The 17,720-nt window shown below is 71.8% G+C and carries 14 protein-coding genes; 12 read left to right on the top strand and 2 right to left on the bottom strand.

All coding sequences use genetic code 11. From position 1 onward, the window contains the following. Positions 1-16 precede the first annotated feature (16 nt). The 9 genes from B7X32_RS00855 to B7X32_RS00815 all read left to right on the top strand — a co-directional run bounded on the left by B7X32_RS00855 (position 17) and on the right by B7X32_RS00815 (position 12,881). Positions 17-1,228, top strand: coding sequence for a sensor histidine kinase (locus B7X32_RS00855; protein WP_292714613.1), 1,212 nt, complete (start codon positions 17-19; stop codon positions 1,226-1,228). Then, the gene (locus B7X32_RS00850) at positions 1,225-1,887 is read left to right on the top strand and encodes a response regulator transcription factor (protein WP_292714610.1); all 663 of its coding nucleotides are present in this window, start codon (positions 1,225-1,227) and stop codon (positions 1,885-1,887) included. Before B7X32_RS00855 ends, B7X32_RS00850 begins: the two co-directional genes overlap by 4 nt. A gap of 309 nt (positions 1,888-2,196) precedes the next feature. Beyond that, entirely contained in the window at positions 2,197-2,544 is a 348-nt protein-coding gene (locus B7X32_RS00845) for a hypothetical protein (protein ID WP_292714607.1), read from the top strand. Positions 2,545-2,681: 137 nt separating this feature from the next. Continuing rightward, the gene (locus tag B7X32_RS00840) at positions 2,682-3,422 is read left to right on the top strand and encodes a GntR family transcriptional regulator (RefSeq protein WP_292714604.1); all 741 of its coding nucleotides are present in this window, start codon (positions 2,682-2,684) and stop codon (positions 3,420-3,422) included. Between the two features lie 263 nt (positions 3,423-3,685). Beyond that, positions 3,686-5,878 carry an alkaline phosphatase family protein gene (locus tag B7X32_RS00835; protein ID WP_292714602.1) on the top strand — a complete coding sequence of 731 codons (2,193 nt, stop codon included), beginning with the start codon at positions 3,686-3,688 and terminating at the stop codon, positions 5,876-5,878. 58 nt (positions 5,879-5,936) lie between these two features. Further along, on the top strand, positions 5,937-9,815 hold the full coding sequence (locus B7X32_RS00830; RefSeq protein ID WP_292714599.1) for a LamG-like jellyroll fold domain-containing protein: 3,879 nt from the start codon (positions 5,937-5,939) through the stop codon (positions 9,813-9,815). A gap of 67 nt (positions 9,816-9,882) precedes the next feature. Then, positions 9,883-10,353 (top strand): hypothetical protein, encoded by a 471-nt coding sequence (locus B7X32_RS00825; protein WP_292714596.1) that lies wholly within the window; start codon positions 9,883-9,885, stop codon positions 10,351-10,353. Further along, positions 10,350-10,775, top strand: coding sequence for a hypothetical protein (locus tag B7X32_RS00820; protein ID WP_292714594.1), 426 nt, complete (start codon positions 10,350-10,352; stop codon positions 10,773-10,775). Before B7X32_RS00825 ends, B7X32_RS00820 begins: the two co-directional genes overlap by 4 nt. A 189-nt stretch (positions 10,776-10,964) precedes the next feature. Then, positions 10,965-12,881: a S53 family peptidase gene (locus B7X32_RS00815; RefSeq protein WP_292714591.1), complete on the top strand. Its 1,917-nt coding sequence runs from the start codon at positions 10,965-10,967 to the stop codon at positions 12,879-12,881. A gap of 145 nt (positions 12,882-13,026) precedes the next feature. On the opposite strand, the gene B7X32_RS00810 is transcribed toward B7X32_RS00815, so the two are convergent. Together B7X32_RS00810 and B7X32_RS00805 are read right to left on the bottom strand one after the other, a co-directional pair. Beyond that, positions 13,027-13,746 carry a response regulator gene (locus B7X32_RS00810; RefSeq protein WP_292714588.1) on the bottom strand — a complete coding sequence of 240 codons (720 nt, stop codon included), beginning with the start codon at positions 13,744-13,746 and terminating at the stop codon, positions 13,027-13,029. Next, complete coding sequence (locus tag B7X32_RS00805; RefSeq protein WP_292714584.1) at positions 13,743-15,386, bottom strand: sensor histidine kinase; 1,644 nt, start codon at positions 15,384-15,386, stop codon at positions 13,743-13,745. Before B7X32_RS00805 ends, B7X32_RS00810 begins: the two co-directional genes overlap by 4 nt. 162 nt (positions 15,387-15,548) lie before the next feature. On the opposite strand from B7X32_RS00805, the gene B7X32_RS00800 reads away from it, so the two are divergent. From B7X32_RS00800 to B7X32_RS00790, 3 genes are all read left to right on the top strand, one after another. Continuing rightward, the gene (locus tag B7X32_RS00800) at positions 15,549-16,403 is read left to right on the top strand and encodes an ABC transporter ATP-binding protein (protein WP_292714581.1); all 855 of its coding nucleotides are present in this window, start codon (positions 15,549-15,551) and stop codon (positions 16,401-16,403) included. Next, positions 16,400-17,314 carry an ABC transporter permease gene (locus B7X32_RS00795; protein WP_292714576.1) on the top strand — a complete coding sequence of 305 codons (915 nt, stop codon included), beginning with the start codon at positions 16,400-16,402 and terminating at the stop codon, positions 17,312-17,314. The genes B7X32_RS00800 and B7X32_RS00795 overlap by 4 nt, the downstream gene beginning before the upstream one ends. A 71-nt stretch (positions 17,315-17,385) precedes the next feature. Beyond that, positions 17,386-17,720: ABC transporter substrate-binding protein (locus tag B7X32_RS00790; RefSeq protein WP_292714573.1), on the top strand; the 335-nt coding region annotated here is incomplete at its 3' end.

Here is a 17,720-nt window from a genome sequence, read left to right as displayed (position 1 = left end):
CGATTAGCATCGGAGGATGCCGGATCAGCCGCTCGAACATGCTCTGTGGGGCAGGGCGGCGGCGTTCGGGCCCGACACCGGGCAGATCCCGGCCGGCCCGCCCCCGCGCTTTCGCCTGATCGCACCGGTCGTGCTGTGCCTGCTCGTGCAGGTGCCGGCCTCGATCTGGGTCGCCGCGCACGCCGACCACGGCCTGCACTGGCGGCTGGTGCTGCACGTCGCGCTCGCCGTCGCGGGTCCGCTTGCCCTGCTCGCGGCCCGGCGGTTCCCCGGGCCCACGGTCGCCCTCGTCTCCGCGCTCGCGCTGGTCGACGTCCTCACGACGCCCGTCTACGGGCCGCCGTACCTCGCCCTGGCGTTCGCGATCGCGCTCGCCGTGATCCGCGGAGCCGCCGTCTGGGCGGCCGCCTCCGTCGCGACCGCGTGGGTCGCCGCGATCCTCATCGGCGTCACGATCGGCCGGATCTGGCATCCGGGGCTCATCGTCGCGGCCACGCTCGCCCTGGCCGCGAGCTTCGCGGTCGGCGCATTCGTGCGCACCCGCGGGGCAAGGTTGGCGGCGATGCGCGCGGACGCGCAGCGTCACCGTCGCAGCGCCGAGGAGCGCGAGCGCGTGCGCATCGCCCGCGAGCTGCACGACGTGCTGGGGCACGCGCTGTCGCAGATGAACGTGCAGGCGAGCGTCGGACTGCACCTGTTCGATCGCGACCCGGAGCAGGCGCGCACCGCGCTGCAGAACGTGAAGGACACTTCGAAGCTGGCGCTGGAGGAGGTCCGCGGCGTGCTCGGCGTGCTCCGCGACGGAGAGGTGCCCCTCGTCCCGCAGGCGGAGCTGGCGGAGCTCCCGCGGCTCATCGCGGGCCTCACCGCTCCCGGCCTCGACATCGTGCTCGAGGACGAGCTCGCCGGCCACGCGCCCAGCCGTGCGGCGCAGTTCGCCGCGTACCGCATCGTGCAGGAGGCGCTCACGAACGCCGTGCGGCATGCGAACGCCCATCATGTGCGCGTCGTGCTGGAGCGTCGGGACGAGCCGGATCCGGTTCTCGTCGTGACGGTGTCCGACGACGGTCGCGGCTTCGGCGGAGCGGATCCGGAGGTCTCGGGGCACGGCGGCATCCTCGGGATGCGGGAGCGGGCTGCGCTGCTCGGCGGCACGATCGAGATCGGCGATGACGAAGCGGGCGGTGCGCGCCTCGTGGCCAGACTGCCGTGGGGGAGGGCCTCGTGATCCGGGTCGCGCTCGCGGACGACCAACTGCTCGTGCGGGCGGGGTTCCGCGCGCTGCTCGACGCGGAGGACGGGATCGAGGTCCTGGTCGAGGCGGCGGGCGGGCGCGAGCTGCTGGAGCGGATCCGCGAGACGCCTGTGGACGTGGTGCTCATGGACATCCGCATGCCCGACGGCGACGGCCTGTGGGCGACGGAGCAGATCGCGGCAGACGCCGCCCTGGCGGACGTGCACGTCGTGATCGTGACGACGTTCGAGCTCGACGAGTACGTGGTGCGGGCGGTGCGCGCCGGGGCCGCGGGATTCCTCGTGAAGGACACAGAGCCCGCGGATCTGGTCCGCGCGGTGCGGGTCGTGGCGGCCGGTGACGCCCTGCTGTCGCCCGGCGTCACCAAGCGCCTCCTGGAGCGGCTGACCGTCGGGCTGCGCGATGCGCCCCGGCCGGCGGTGCTGGACGACATCACGGAGCGCGAGCGCGAGGTGCTGCGCCTCGTCGGGCTGGGGCTGACCAACGACGAGATCGCGGAGCGGCTGTTCCTGAGCCCGCTCACCGCGAAGACGCACGTGTCGCGGATCATGGCCAAGCTGCACGCCCGCGATCGCGTGCACCTCGTGGTCATCGCCTACGAGACCGGCCTCGTAGCCCCCGGCTGGCAGTAGCCCCCGCCCTCTCCTGTCCCGCCCTCGCTCCCTCACTTTCGAGTCGTCCCCACTAGCGCACGCCATAGGCTCCGCTGACGGGGACGACTCGGACGTGGGGGCGTTCCACCTTTCGGGTCGTCCCCATGAGCGCACGCTATGGGCTCCGCTGATGGGGACGAGTCGGAAGTGAGGGGGGCGAGAGGGGCGGGCATACTCCCGGGGGAGCAGGGGGAATCACTCCTGGGGCCGGATTCGGCGGAGGGCGCGGGTGGCGAGGCTGGATCCATCGGTCGAGATGCGACCGAACCGATCCAAGGATGGTCACTCATGATCGCAACCGTCGCGGCCATCGCCGCGCATCCCGGGCACTGGGGCATGGGCATGGCCCCGTTCTGGCCCTTCTTCATCATCGGCCCGCTGATGTTCCTCGTCATCGTCGGCCTGCTCATCGCCCTCCTCGTGCGCCGTCGTCGCTGGGGCGGTCCCGGGCCGTGGGCATGGCACGGCGCTCCCGGAGCCCAGGCGCCCTGGGCGGGCATGGCGCAGCAGGGCGGCGCGGCCCAGAGCCGCACGGCGGAGCAGATCCTCGCCGACCGCTTCGCCAAGGGCGACGTGGACGAGACCGAGTACCGCGCCCGCCTCGAGGTGCTCCGCGCGAACCGCCCGGAGGCCTGAACCGCCCACCCGGTGGCCTGATCCCCCCGACCGGTCGGCCCGTCGTGCTTCGGCATGGCGGGCCGCCGGCGTGCGTGCGCGAGAATGGGGGGCATGCTCCGTCCGCCGAATCCCTCCCCTGCGTGCGGGGGCGGGACGTGACCGAGGGATCCCGCGAGAGCTCGCGCACGGCGCAGATCTCCGCGGATCTGCGCCGGCGGATCTCCGAGGGCGGCTTCGCCGCCGGAACCCGCCTGCCGAGCGAGGCGATGCTGAGCGCCGAGTACGGCACGACGCGCAGCGTGATCCGCGGGGCGCTCGCCCGCCTCGCCCGCCTCTCGCTCGTCGTCTCGCGGCCGCGCGGCGGATGGATCGTCCAGGCCGCGCACCAGACCCAGGGCTTCGCGCGGATGCAATCCTTCACGGAGTGGGCGAGCGAGGGAGGCCGCGTCCCCGGCGGCGCGATCACCTCCCGCACCGTGGGTCCGGCGGATGCGCGCGAGGCGCAGCAGTTCCGGATCCGTCTCGGCGAGCCGCTGCACCGGTTCGTCCGGCTGCGCACGCTGGACGGGCTGCCCGTCATGATCGAGCGCTCGGTCTGGGCGCCCTGGGTCGCCGAGGTCATCACGCTGATGCCGGACGACGTGCGCTCGACCACGGTCGCGCTCGCCGAGGCGGGGATCCGCGTCGCGTCGACGAACCACCGGATCGAGGCCGCCGCCGCGACCACCGAGGATGCGGCGCTGCTCGGCGTGCGCCGCTCGAGCCCGCTGCTGCAGGTCGGCCGCACCACGACGACCCGCGAGGGCAGGCTCGTGGAGCTCGGCGTCGACCGCTACCGCGCCGGTGCGATCGCGTTCGAGATCGAAGCGGGGCAGACGGTCCGCACCGCGCTCTGAGCGGGGAGCGTGAAGAACGCTGCTCCGCGAGGCGCCGCGTTTCGTCTCGCCTTCGGCTCGCTCAACGACCGGTGGGGGCGGCCGGAAACAGCCCAGCGCAGCGGCCGGAAACAGCCCAGTGTGCACGCTCGGCGGCCGGATCCGGGGCGCACCGGGCCGATGCCACCGGCCCGTCCTCCGGCGTTCACCGACTGTTCCCCTCGGCTTGCTCTCCTCGATGTCGGCGCCCGACTCCGGGTGCCCCGTCGTCCCGAGGAGCGTCCATGTCCAGCGAGCCCGTCCCGTTCCGCCCGGATCCCTACGAGCGTCCGCGAACGGTCCCCGATGAGGTGCTGCACAGCGGCATGACCCGCCGCGGCATGCTGCGGGCCCTCGGCCTGCTGGGCGGCGCCGCCGCCGTCGGCGCGGGCTTCGGCGCAGGGGCTGCGACCTCCTCCGCCTCGGCCGCCGGGGGAGCGGGCACGGCCGGGGCCGCCGCCGGCGCGCCCAGGGCCTACGCGCTGCCGGAGGGCTTCTCCGGCGACATCACCGACATCAAGCACGTCGTGGTCCTCATGCAGGAGAACCGCTCCTTCGACCACTACTACGGCGCTCTGCCCGGTGTGCGCGGCTTCGACGACAAGCAGGCCCTCCGGTTCCAGAACGGCACCGACGTCTTCTCCCAGCCGCAGGGATCCTCCTTCGTCAAGCCCAGCCGGGTGACCACGGTCGCCGGCACCACCACGGGCCTGGACCACTCGTACTCCGGAGGCACGTCGGCATGGGCCGGCGGACGCTACAACAACTGGATCGGCGCCAAGGGCGCCAACACCATGCACTACGTCTCCGGCGAGGAGATCCCCTGGCAGTACTCGCTCGCGAGCGCCTACACGATCTGCGACAACTGGCACTGCTCGGTCATGGGGCCGACCACGCCGAACCGGCTGTACGCCTGGACCGGCACCTCGGGCGGCGTCGTCGACAACGGCGGCGAGTCCAACGGCAACCGCACCTGGCAGACCTACCCCGAGGCGCTGCAGGCCGCGGGCGTCTCCTGGCGGATCTACGTCGACAACACGAACAACGGATCCAGCTGGGTCGGCGACTACACCGACAACCCGATCCGCGGCTTCAACGCCTTCACGACGTCCGGCTCGTCCGCGCAGGATCTCGCGAACCGCGCGGACGCGACCAAGAACGCCGCCGGCACAGGACTGGTCTGGCGGGCGGGATCCGCGCCCTACGCGTCGACCGGCGTCGTCAACAACGACAGCGACGCCAACCTGAACGGCGTGCTGAAGGACTTCATCGCCGCGTGCAAGCCGGGCGCCCAGTACCCGCTGCCGCAGGTCTCCTGGATCGTCGCGCCGTACAGCTGGTCGGAGCACCCCTCCGCGAACCCGGAGCACGGCGCCCACTTCTCGAACCGCGTGATCCAGACGCTGCAGAGCAATCCGGACATCTGGAAGAGCACGCTGCTCATCATGACGTTCGACGAGAACGACGGCTACTTCGACCACGTGCTGCCGCCGTTCGCCGAGCCGGGCACCCCGGGCGAGTACAACGGATCCACCCCGATCGGATACGGCGCCCGCATCCCCACGATCCTCGTCTCGCCGTGGACGCGCGGCGGCTGGGTCGGCACCGAGACCTTCGACCACACCTCGCTGATCCGCTTCCTCGAGACGTGGACCACCGCGATCGGCACGCCCGCGATGTCGACCACGATCAGCGCCTGGCGCCGGGGGATCAGCGGCGACCTCACGAGCGCGATGGACTTCGCGCACCCCGTGATCGACATCCCGTCGCTGCCCGACACCGATGCGCTCGTGCAGATCGCGCGCGCGGGCGGCACGATCGGCACCCAGGTGCCGCCGGCCGACAAGTGGTCGAGCACCCCGCTCAAGCACCGGCCGCTGTCGTACCACCCGCACGGCGTCTTCACGGAGGACCGCAGGACCGGCAAGGTCAGCGTGCAGCTCAGCGTGGTCGGCGGCCCTGCGGGCAAGGCGCTCAGCCTCCAGGCGTTCCCCGACAAGTACCTGCCCTTCGCGAACACGCCCTACACGGTCTCCGGCACGAAGCCCGCGACGCACGTCTGGGACGCGACCGCGCAGGACGGCCGCTACGCGTTCTCGGTGTACGGGCCGGACGGATTCGTCCGCGCGCACGCCGGCACGATCCTGCCCGCGGGCCAGAACGGCGGCGCGGTCCCCCGCATCGACGTCGACCTGGTCGCGGGCGAGACGCCGACCGTCGAGATCGCGCTGCACAACGACGGCCGCCAGAGCGTGCACTACGCGCTCACGCCGAACGATCACGCCGGCACCGCGCAGCGCATCTGGGTCAAGCCCGGCGCGACCGAGACCGTGACCTGGCCCACGTCCGAGGGCTACTACGACATCGTCGTCACCGCCGACACGAACAGCGGCTGGCGGCACCGCTACGCCGGTCGCGTCGCGCAGCTGCCGGCCTGACCTCCACCCACCCGTCGAGCACCCGATCACGCCCGCACCCGATCCGATGGAGTCCCGCATGCCCCTCCCGCGCCGGCGTCTGCGCCGCCTCGCCCTCGCCGCCCTCGCGGGCGCCGCCGTCGTCGTCTCGACGCTCGCGGCGACGCCCGCGGCGGTCGCGGACCCGACCCCCGCACCGTCGTCCACCGCCGCTCCGACGCCCGCTCCCACCCCTGAGCCGTCGTCGCCCAGCGCGGATCCCTCGCCCGCGCCGATCACGACTCCGGCACCGGCGGCACCCGCTCCCACGGCACCGACGCCCACCGCGCCGGCCGCGCGCGCCGCGGTGCCGGGGGCGATCTCGCCCGTCGCGGCGTACACCTTCGACGCCGACAGCGGGTCGATCGTGAAGGACGTCTCGGGCAACGGCAACGATGCGCGCTGGGTCGGATCCCCGGGCTACCGCCCCGGCGTCTCGGGATCCGCCGCGACGATCGGGCTGGGCACGAACTACGTCAAGCTGCCCCTGGTCGCCGGGAAGACCGACGGCGCCGCGAGCTTCTCCTACGAGTTCTGGATGTCGGAGCAGAACCGCACGTCCTACGGCACGCTCATGAGCAACCAGGACTTCGCATCGTGCAACAACGCGGGCCTCACGCTCTACAACCAGACCACGCAGGGCGTGCTGCAGGCGTGCTGGGGCACCACGGCGGGCGGCACGAAGCGCTACCTCAACGGGGCGTCACCGAACATCGCCGGATCCTGGCACCACGTCGCCGTCACGGTCGACCGCACCGCGAACGTCATCATCGTCTACACCGACGGGGTCGAGACCAAGCGCTCGGCCGCGGGTGAGGTGACCGCGTCCACGAACCTGAAGAGCGGGTTCGCGTTCAACATCGGCGGGTTCAGCGGCAGCGAGAAGGACGTCAGCGACGGCTACGTCAACGCCGCGATCGACGACCTCCGGTTCTACGACGCCGTGCTGCCGCCCGCGCAGGTCGCCGACGACTACACGGCGCTCAAGCCCGACTCCGGCACCTACACGGTCGCCTTCGACGGCAACGGTGCGACCTCGGGCGCCATGGCGGCGCAGACCTTCACGATCGGCACGGCGTCGACGCTCGCGGCCAACGGCTTCGTCCGTCCCGGCTACCAGTTCCAGGGCTGGGCGCTGAGCGCGAAGGGCCAGGTCGTCTACTCCGACGGCCAGACGGCGGCGGATCTCACGGTCCGTGCGAACGCCACGGTCACGCTCTCCGCGATCTGGAGCCGGCTGCGGGCGCCGGGCGACGCGGTCGCCCCGTTCGCCTCCTACGACTTCGAGACCGGCGACGGCGCCGCGATCCCCGACTCCTCCGGGCGCGGCAACGACGCGACCTGGTCCGGATCGCCCTCCTACGTCGCCGGCACCGCCGGCAAGGCGGCCTACGTCAACGCACCCGAGGGCAGCACGCGCGGCGTGAACTTCTTCTCGCTCCCGCTCGTCCCCGGTCACACCGACGGCTCCGGCAGCTTCTCGTACACGTTCTGGCTCAAGGAGGCCTCGTCGAGCTCCGACTCGCCGATCGTCTCCAATCAGGACTTCCGGCACTGCTACAACCGCGGCGCGACGCTCTACAACACCGCGGGCAGCCCAGGGATCCTGCGCGGATGCTTCGGTCAGAACGGCACGTCCACGACGCAGAACTACCTCGCCGACGCGAGCCGCACGTCCGTCATCGGATCCTGGCATCACGTCGCCGTCGTGGTCGACCGCTCTGCGGGTACGATGACCACGTTCGTCGACGGCGAGCAGACCGCGCAGAGCACGAGCCTCGGCTCCGGCTTCTCCCTGGTCAGCGGCTACCCGTTCCGGGTCGGGGCGGAGGGCTCGCTGCTCGACGACGGCGACGGCTTCGTGAACGCGGCGATCGACACGTTCGACTTCTACGACCGGGCGATCTCCGCCGCGCAGATCCAGAACGACTACATGGCCACGCACTCCGGCGACGTCGTGACGGACGGATCCACGCTCGCCCGCGGCTTCGTGTCGGGCGTGCTGCGCGCACCCTCGGTGCGCGCGGGCGGCGCGGTCTCGCAGACCGTCGCCGGCCTCTGGAACGGCGGATCCGTCACCTCCTACACGAAGGTCGAGGGCGACGCCTGGCTGACCGTCGACGCGCAGGGCGTCGTGACCGGCACGGCGCCGACGACCGCCCCGGCCGACCCGGGATACCTCACGGTCGAGGCGACGGACGGCACGACGACCGCGCGTATCGAGGTCGAGGTCCCCGTGATCGCGGCCGATGCCGCCGCTCCCTTCGACGCGGTGACCTGGAACCTCTGGGACGCGGGCGGGCACGTCAACGACGCCGCCCTGAAGAACCTCGCCGTGATCGCCGAGAACGGCTTCGACGTGATCGGCGTGCAGCAGGACGGCGGCACCGCCGCGACCGCCCTCGCGAAGGCCCTCGGCTGGAACGCGCTCGAAGGACCCGGCGGCGTCGGCCTGATCTCGCCGTATCCGCTCAGCGCGCGCACCGTCGTCGGGGACCAGCCGGGCCTCGGCGCCACCGCGGACGTGCTGGGACGCAAGGTGCGGGTGTGGACCATGGGTCTGGACCGCACCGGCTACGGCCCCGAGGCCGCGTGCCTGGGCGGTGTGACCGACCCGGCCGCGCTCGTCGCGGCGGAGCGCGGCAGCACCCGCTTCGCGCAGGTCGACGCGCTCGCCGCGGCGATCGCGACCGAGACGTCCGCGGCGACGCCCGTCGTCGTCCTCTCGGATCTGGAGTCGCCCTCGGGGTCCGACTGGACCGCCGCCACCTCCGCCGCGCACTGCGGCGTCGGCGCGGTGGACTGGCCCGTGCCCGCCCGCCTGCAGCAGGCCGGCCTCGCGGACGCGTATCGCACCGCCAGCCCGGATCCGGCCTCCGACCCGGGCGAGACCTGGTCGCCGCTCGTCGTGAAGACGCCCTCCGGCGCCGATGAGCCGCAGGACCGCATCGACACGGTGCACTACGTCGGTTCCTCGCTCCGCGTGCTCGGCGCGAACACGGTCGTCGCCGGCTGGCCCTCGCCGACCGCGGTGCTCCGCAACGCCTGGGCGAGCAACCACCGCGCCGTGGTGGCCTCGTTCGCGCTCGGCAAGGGGGCCCCGGATCCGTCCTCGCTGCCCGCGGTGGTCGCGAGCGCCGACGGTCGCACCGTCACCCTGCACACGGTCCCGGCGGGATCGACGGGCATCGAGTACCGCATCGACGGCGGCGCCTGGCAGCCCTACGCCGCGCCGTTCGCGGTGCCCGGCTCTGCGGCGTCGCTCGTGGAGTACCGAGCCACGGACCAGGGCGTGAGCGGGCCGATCTCGGGCCTCACGCTCGCCGCGACCGGCGCCGATGCGGGGCAGGACGTGCAGCCCCTCGGCACCGCGAAGACCGTGCTGCGCGGTGAGGCGATCACCGGTCTCGGCGCGAAGGTGGTCGATGCGTCCGGCAACGGCGTCTCCGGGGCCGACGTGGTGTTCACGATCTCGGGCGGCGTGTTCCCCGGGGGAGCGACCACCGCGACCGTCTCCAGCAACGCCGCCGGCATCGCGGTCGCGCCGAGCGCGACCGCCGCGACGGCCGGGACGGTGACGATCACCGCGGCGTTCCGCGATCGCACCGCGACGCTGGTCCCGATCACCGTGGTCGAGCCCGCCTCGACCCTGACGGCCGACGTGAAGGTCACCCCGGCCGTGGTCTCCGGCAAGGTCGTGCTCACGGTCGCGGTGACCAACACCGGATCCGCGGCGGCCGACGTCAAGATCGCCACCAGGTACGGCACCAAGACGTACCAGGCGGTCGCGCCGGGGGCGACCGTGTCCTACGGATTCAGCACCATGCTCGCGGCGATCCCGGCAGGGACCGCGACCGTCACCCTGACGAACGGATCCGGCATGGCCACGATCCCGACGTCGTACCCGGCCGCGCGATGAGCGCGGACGCCGGATCCCGTCCGCCGCGTACCCGACGCCGCGGAGACACCCCGCAGGAGGCAGCACCATGACGACCCACCGCACGCCGATCGAAAAGGACGGAGCTTCTCGGGGCGACCGCGGATGGACCAGGCGACGCGCCATCGTCGCCGGCGCCTGGTCGGTGCCCGTGATCGCGGCCGCGGTCGCGCTGCCGCGGGCCTCGGCCTCGGTCGCGATCACGGTCGACCTCCTCGGCGCCGTCGACGACGCGCAGACCTACCCCTTCTCGGCGGCGGGGGACACCGCGCCGCTGATCTTCCAGGTCGCAGGCTCGGGCCCGATCCCGGCCGACGCCACGGCGGAGCTGGTCAACGCCGGCGGGATCGCGTCATGGGACGAATCGGTCCTGCTCCAGGGCGCCCTGGCCTCTGCCTCGATCGACACCGACGGGACCCTGATCCTCCCGATCGTGGCGCTCGCCGCGGGCACGTTCCCGGTGGTCGTGCACGTGGGGCCGGTGAGCCGGACCTTCGTGATCACCCTGGTGCCAGCGTGACCCGGGCGGCGGGGGCCGGGGCGGTCGCCCTGCTGGCGGTGCTCCTGCCGGCCTTTCTGTCCGGATGCACCGTGGACGGAGCGGGAGCGGCGAAGCCCTCGGCCTCGTCGTCCACCGACGCCGCGCCGCACGGACCGGCGATCCGGGTCGTCTCCCCGGAGGGCGCGGTGCATCTCGGCGACGAGGTGCGGGTCGTCATCCGGGCGACCGACGACGGGGCGCCCCTCGCGACCCGCGACGCGACCTTCGAGGTGGTCTCGGGTCCGGCGACGTATCCGGGCGGATTCGAGACCTCCGCCACGGATTCGGACGGGGTGGCGAGCTCGCTCGGGCTGCACCCGGACGGGCCGGGCCGGGTCACGATCAGGGTCGCCGTTGGCACGATCAGCAGCGATCTCACCATCGAGGTCGCTGCGTCCTGATCCGAGACTCGAACGCCCTGAACCGAGACTCGAACGGAGGGAATGCGTGGGCTGGGAGAACCCGATGCGTGCGCTGTGAGCCGACGTCCGGGAGGCGGGAGCCTCTCGCGCCGCTGCTTCGTACGGGAATAGCATCGCCTCGGTCACCGGCGACCGCCGACGACCGAACCTGATGTCTGGAGATCCCGGATGCGTAGAAAAGTCCTCGGCGTCGCCCTCGCGGTCGTCGCCACCGTCGCTGCCACCTTCGCCGGAGCAGGCGCCGCCAGCGCGGCCCCGCCGCCCAAGAGCCCGATCCCGAACTCGACACCGGGCTGGCTCAAGAACGCGACCAAGGGCGGACCGGCGAGCGGCGCGGTGAGCGCGCGGGTCTACCTCGCGCCTGCCGGCGGCATGGACGCCCTGGCCGCACTCGCGACCGCGATCTCGACGCCCGGATCCACGCAGTACCGGCACTTCCTCCCGGCCGACCAGTACCACGCGACCTTCGACGCCTCGCCGGCGACCGTCGACGCCGTCACGTCCTGGCTGCAGGGGGCGGGGCTGAAGACCACGGTCGATCCCCACCATCGCTACGTGGACGTGAACGGCGGCGTGGGCAACGCGAACAAGGCGTTCGGCGTCACGATCTCGAACTACACGCACGACGGCCTCACCGTGCAGGCGCCGGACGGCGCCGCGACCGCCCCGGGGGAGCTCGCCGGCGCGATCATCGCGGTCGACGGACTCGACACCACGCCGTCGTTCGTGGATCCGAAGACCCAGAAGCCCGCCCCGCCCGACGGCGGATTCCGCAACTCGCCGATCTGCGGCAAGACCTACGGATCCGCCACGCCGGCGAACCTCGCGACGCCCGACGGCACCGTGCTCCCCGCGTTCGACGGCGCGGCCCTGCCGTACTCGCCGTGCGGATACACCGGCCCGCAGCTGCGCGGGGCCTACGAGGCCGGTCTCACGGGCGGTCTCGACGGCACCGGCGTGACCGTCGCGATCACCGACGCCTACGCCTCGCCGACGATCGAGGCCGACGCGAACCGGTACGCGACCGACACCGGGGACAAGCCCTTCGCGGCGGGCCAGTTCTCGCAGAACGTGCCCAACGCGTACACGAACGTCAACAGCAACAAGTCGAACCACCAGTGCGGCATGGCCGGCTGGTACGGCGAGGAGACGCTCGACGTGGAGGCCGTGCACGCCATGGCCCCCGGCGCGAACATCCGCTACTACGCGGGCAAGAGCTGCATGGACCCCGACCTGCTCGACACGTTCACGCGCATCAACGACGAGAACGTCGCGAACATCGTGACCAACTCCTGGGGCGGATCCGGCGACGTCGTGAAGCCGTCGCTGTTCCTCGCCTACGAGACGGCGTTCCTGCAGGGCGCGGCCCAGGGCATCAGCTACGCGTTCTCCAGCGGCGACGACGGCGACCAGGCGACCAAGCTCGGCTCGCCGCAGACCGACTACCCGGCATCCGACCCCTACGTCACGGCGGTCGGCGGTACCTCGACCGCGATCACCGACGCGGGCCTCACCGGCGAGACCGGGTGGCAGACCTCGAAGTACGTGCTGAAGGACGGCGCCTGGAGCCTGAGCAGCGCGTTCCTGTACGGAGGGGGCGGCGGCTACTCGTCGAACATCGCCGAACCGCAGTACCAGAAGGATGCCGGCATCGTCAGCCCCAACGGCGGGCGCGCGGTTCCCGACATCTCGATGGACGGGGATCCCACCACGGGCATGCTCGTCGGCCAGACCCAGACGTTCACCGGCCAGGCCGCGTACGACACGTACCGCATCGGCGGCACGAGCCTCGCTTCCCCGCTGTTCGCCGGCATCACGGCGCTCAAGATCCAGGCGAACGGCGGTGGCTTCGGCCTGCTGAACCCGACGATCTACGGCACGCACGGTCGGGGCTTCCACGACGTGACGGGGGCGGGCATCGACAAGGGCGCGATCCGCGTCGACTTCGCGAACGGCCTCGACGCCTCGGGCGGCTACGCCTACTCGGTGCGCACGTTCAACGGCGCCACCACGACCCAGTCCGTGGGAACCGGCTGGGACACCGAGACCGGCTGGGGCAGCGCCCGAGCCGCCTGGGTGCAGTAAGCCCGACTCGGGGTCGTTGAGCGAGGACGGCGAAGCCGACGGAGACGAAACGCGGTCTCTTGCGAGGGCACCGCGTTTCGTCTCCGTCGCGCTGCGCGCGTCGTCGCGCAACGACCGGGAACTCAACGACCAGAGGGAGTAGCCCTCAGCGCCGTCGCGCGGCGTAGCGGTGCTCGGGGCGTCCGGTGCTGCCGTAGCGGAGCTCGAGGCGGACGAAGCCGGACTGCTCCAGCTGGGTCAGCGCACGCTGCGCGGTGGTGCGGCTGATCCCGATCGTCGAGGCGATCTCCTGCGCCGACACATCGGCGGGCTGGGCGGCCACCGCATCGAGCACGGCCTGCAGGGTCGGCGCGAGCCGACGCCCTTCCTCGGGCGGGGGAGCCGAGGTCGGGCGGAGCAGATCGAACAGGCGGTTGACATCGTCCTGCGTGGCCGCATCGCCGAGCGCGGCGATCCGCTCCTGCGCGTGCCGGTACGCCGTGAGGCGCTCGGCGAGCTCCGCGAAGCCGAACGGCTTCACCAGATAGTGCAGTGCGCCGAGCTGCACCGCGCGGCGCACCGTCGCCAGATCGTTCGCGGCCGAGATCACGATCACCGCCGGGGCGGCGCCGGATCCCGGGCCCGTCGCAGGGTCGGGATCCGCGAGCAGCCGCCGCACCACTTCGAGCCCGTCCCCGTCGGGCAGGTACACGTCCATGAGCACCAGATCCGGCCGCAGGTCCCTGGCCTGCTGCAGCGCCTCGGCGGCGGATCCGGCCTGACCGATCACGCGGAAGCCGGGCACCGCCTCGACGAAGCCGACGTGGACGCTCCTCACGCGGAAGTCGTCGTCGACGACGAGCACCGTGAATTCGGGATCGGTCATCGGGGGCCTCCCTGCCTGGGGGGCTCGGTCGTCGAGCGCGGGATCACCACGGTGAACGCGGCCCCGCCGTCGCGCGCGACCGAGACCGTGCCGCCGAGCCGGCTCGCCGTCGTGTGCACGAGCGACAGCCCGAGTCCGCTGTGCCGCGCGCCCTTCGCGCCGCTGTGCGTGCTCAGGAACCGCGAGCCGCGCTTGGTCGTGTAGCCGCTCTCGAAGATGCGCGGCACGGAGTCGTCGGGGACGCCCGGCCCGTTGTCCGCGACGCGCACCGTGAGCGACTCCGGGGTCTCCACGATCCCGACCGTCACGCGGCGCGGGGCCGGGGAGTCCGCCAGGGCGTCGAAGGCGTTGTCGATGAGGTTCCCGAGGATCGTGACGAGCGCCTGCAGCCGATCGGGCGAGGGGCCGAGGTCCGTCTCCGGTGCGATCACGAGGTCGATCCCGCGCTCGTTCGCCTCTGCCGCCTTGCCGAGCAGCAGACCGACGATCATCGGCGCCCCCACATGCGTCCGCAGGGTGCGGTCGAGGTCGGCCGAGGTGCCGCGGATCTCGTTGAGATACTGCAGCGCCTCGTCCGTGCGGCCCAGTTCGAGCAGCCCCGCGACCGCGTGCATCCGGTTGGAGAACTCGTGCTGCTGCGCGCGGATCGATTCGGCGAAGCTGCGCTCGCCGTCGAGCTCCTGGGTGAGCCCCGTGACCTCGGTGCGGTCCTGCAGGGTGAGCACCGCACCGTGCGGCCGCCCGGCGAGCGTGACCGGCATGCGGTTGAGCACGAGCACGCCCGCGTCCGTCACGGCGATCGCGTCCTTCACCTCCGTCGTGCCGGTGAGCGCGTCCCGGATCGGGCTCGCGACGAGCACGTCGTCCAGGCGGCGCCCCCTGGCGCCCTCCGGCAGGTTCAGCAGGCGCTGGGCCTCGTCGTTCACGACCGTGATCCGCCCCGCAGGGTCGATCGCGATGACGCCCTCGCGGATGCCGTGCAGGGTCGCCTCGCGCTCCTGCAGCAGCCGGGCGATCTCGTCGAGCTCGAGCCCGAACGTGCGGCGCTTGAGCACGGCGGCGAGCCCGAACGACACGGCCGTGCCGATCGCGAACGCGAGCACGATCCAGGTCGCATAGATCGGCAGCTGGCCGAGCAGTTCGGCGGCGACGCTCGACTCCCTGATGCCGACCGACACCTCGCCGATGACCGTCTCGGTGCTCCCCTCGAACACGGGCACGCGGGCGTTCGCGGTCGTTCCGGTGGATCCGACGTCCGTGGCGCGATGCACCTTTCCGTCCCGCGCGACGACGTCCTCCGAGACCTGCTTCCCGATCAGGGCGGGGTTCGGATGCGAATGCCGCACGCGGTTCATGTCGATGACCACGACGTAGGCGGCGCCCGTGCGCTTCTCGGTCGCCGTCGCGAGCTGCTGCACGTCGCTGTCGCAGGCGGAGCCGCCGGAGGAGAGGCAGCGCTGCACGGCCGGCATCTCGGCGAAGGTCTGCGCGATGTCCGCCGCGCGGTCCTGGTAGTCGCTGGTGAGGTTCGCGCGCGCGGTGACAGCGAACAGCACGAAGCCGATCAGCAGCGAGGCGCTGAGGATCGCGACCTGAGCCAGCAGGATCAGGCTCGACAGTCTTCGGATCCGTCGTCGCATCACACCGGATTCTCTCACTGCGGGCCCGGCGGCCGCCGTGCGCAGAACGCCCAAAAGGTGCGGGAACGCCCACAACGACGTGCAATGCGCGCAAGCGAGACAGCGGATCCCCTCGGCGGCGAGCATCGATCCCACACCACCGCAGGACAGAGAGGTCTCGACATGGGTGACACACGAGCGACGGCAGGATCCGTCGCCGACACGACGGGCGAAGCCGCCCGCATCGACATCGTCGGGCTGACGAAGCGCTTCCTGACGCCGAAGGGGCAGACCTTCACCGCGATCCGCGATGTCACGCTGAGCGTCGAGCCGGGACAGTTCTGCGCGATCGTCGGACCGACGGGCTGCGGCAAGTCGACGACGCTCGCGCAGGTCTCCGGGCTCGAGCGCCCGAGCGCCGGATCTGTGAGCGTCGGAGGGCGCATCGTCGACGGCATCACGCACGGCGTCAGCTACATGTTCCAGGCGGACTCGCTGTTCCCCTGGAAGACCGTGCTGAACAACGTCATGGTCGGCCCTGTCCTCACCGGGACCCCGAAGAAGGAGGCCACGGTGCTGGCCCTGGACTGGCTGCGCCGCGTGGGCCTCGCCGGCTTCGAGGACCGCTATCCGCACCAGCTCTCCGGCGGCATGCGCAAGCGCGTCGCGATGGCTGCGGCGCTCATCAACCGGCCGCGGATCCTGCTCATGGACGAGCCCTTCGGTGCGCTCGACGTGCAGACCAAGGCGATCATGCAGACCGAGCTGCTGCAGCTGTGGGAGGAGTCGCGGCCCTCCGTGCTCTTCATCACGCACGACCTCGACGAGGCCGTCGCCCTCGCCGACCGGGTGGTCATCATGACCTCGAGCCCTGGCACCGTGAAGGACGTGTTCGAGATCGACCTCCCGCGTCCGCGCGGCGACGTGCAGCAGATCCGGCACGAGGGGCGCTTCCTCGAACTGCAGGGCCAGATCTGGGAGTCCTTGCGCGAAGAGGTCGATCGGGCCTACGCGCAGACCGCGGCGGTGGCAGCATGACCGCCGCGACCGTTCGCATGCCGTCCGTGGACGCCACCGGACGCCCCTACGCGAGCACCGTGAACGAACCGGAGCAGAGCGAGGCCGAGCTTCAGGCCGCCGGGCGCCGCGCCCGTCGCCGTCACACCGCCTGGGTGTGGGTCGGCCGGGTCGGCGTCGCCGTCGTCGTCTTCGGCGGTTGGCAGCTGTTCACCGCCATGGGCTGGGTGGACAAGTTCTTCTTCGGCCAGCCGACCGCGGTGTGGGACAGCCTCGTGCACCTGTTCACCGTGGGTACGGCCTTCGGATCTGTCTGGGAGAACCTCTGGGTCACGGTGCAGGAGGCGCTGCTCGGCTTCGCGGTCGGCACGCTCGCCGGCATGATCGCCGGCATCCTGCTCGGCAGCAACCGGTTCCTGGCTGAGGTGTGCGGTCCGTACATCAAGATCATCAACGCGATCCCGCGCATCGTGCTCGGCTCGATCTTCATCGTCGCGTTCGGTCTCGGGATGCCCGCCAAGGTGCTCCTGGCCGCGGTGCTGGTGTTCTTCGCCGTCTTCTTCAACGCCTTCCAGGGCGTGCGGGAGGTGGATCCGAACCTCATCTCGAACGTGCGGGTCCTCGGCGCATCGCCCCTCCAGGTCGCCCGCCACGTCACGATCCCGTCCGCGATGACCTGGATCATCGCGAGCCTGCACACCGCGTTCGGCTTCGCCATCATCGGCGCGCTGGTCGCCGAGGTGCTCGGCGCGCAGCGCGGCATCGGCCTCATCATCAGCCAGGCGCAGGGATCCTTCGACCCGAACACGGTGTTCGCGTGCATGGTCATCATCGCCGTCTTCACCCTCGTCGCCGAGTACCTCATCTCGCTGCTCGAGAAGCAGGTGCTGCGCTGGCGTCCGCCGACGCGGTCCGAGGCGTCGTCGATCTGAGCCCTCCCTTCCCTCGAAATCCCTCCTCACCAGGAACGCCGGCCCGATCGGCGCAACGAAAGGAAACCCACATGAACAAGCGCGGCATCGTCGCCGTCGCGACGGCCGGAGCACTGATGCTCGGCCTCGCAGCCTGCAGCTCCGGAGCATCCGGATCCTCCGGCTCCAGCACCGCAGGGGCGACCGGCTCCTCGTCCGAGACCGTGAAGATCATGGTCGGCGGCATCGACAAGCAGATCTACCTGCCCTACAAGCTCGCCGAGCAGCTCGGCTTCTACAAGAAGTTCGGCGTGAACGTCGAGCTCTCCACGGAGCAGAACGGCGGCGTCGGCGCCGAGGACGCGATGATCTCCGGCCAGGTCGACTTCGCGGGCGCCTGGTACAACCACACGATCGAGCTGCAGCC

The sequence above is a fragment of the Microbacterium sp. 13-71-7 genome (assembly GCF_002257455.1).
Lineage (GTDB): Bacteria > Actinomycetota > Actinomycetes > Actinomycetales > Microbacteriaceae > Microbacterium.
The sequence above is the reverse complement of the archived record's forward strand: the minus strand, read 5'-3'. Positions and strand labels throughout refer to the sequence as shown.

Coding starts and splice junctions, on each gene's coding strand:
- B7X32_RS00855 (WP_292714613.1), top strand. CDS start 17: ATGCCGGATCAGCCGCTCGAACATGCTCTGTGGGGCAGGGCGGCGGCG.
- B7X32_RS00845 (WP_292714607.1), top strand. CDS start 2,197: ATGATCGCAACCGTCGCGGCCATCGCCGCGCATCCCGGGCACTGGGGC.
- B7X32_RS00835 (WP_292714602.1), top strand. CDS start 3,686: ATGTCCAGCGAGCCCGTCCCGTTCCGCCCGGATCCCTACGAGCGTCCG.
- B7X32_RS00830 (WP_292714599.1), top strand. CDS start 5,937: ATGCCCCTCCCGCGCCGGCGTCTGCGCCGCCTCGCCCTCGCCGCCCTC.
- B7X32_RS00825 (WP_292714596.1), top strand. CDS start 9,883: ATGACGACCCACCGCACGCCGATCGAAAAGGACGGAGCTTCTCGGGGC.
- B7X32_RS00815 (WP_292714591.1), top strand. CDS start 10,965: ATGCGTAGAAAAGTCCTCGGCGTCGCCCTCGCGGTCGTCGCCACCGTC.
- B7X32_RS00810 (WP_292714588.1), bottom strand. CDS start 13,746: ATGACCGATCCCGAATTCACGGTGCTCGTCGTCGACGACGACTTCCGC.
- B7X32_RS00805 (WP_292714584.1), bottom strand. CDS start 15,386: ATGCGACGACGGATCCGAAGACTGTCGAGCCTGATCCTGCTGGCTCAG.
- B7X32_RS00800 (WP_292714581.1), top strand. CDS start 15,549: ATGGGTGACACACGAGCGACGGCAGGATCCGTCGCCGACACGACGGGC.
- B7X32_RS00795 (WP_292714576.1), top strand. CDS start 16,400: ATGACCGCCGCGACCGTTCGCATGCCGTCCGTGGACGCCACCGGACGC.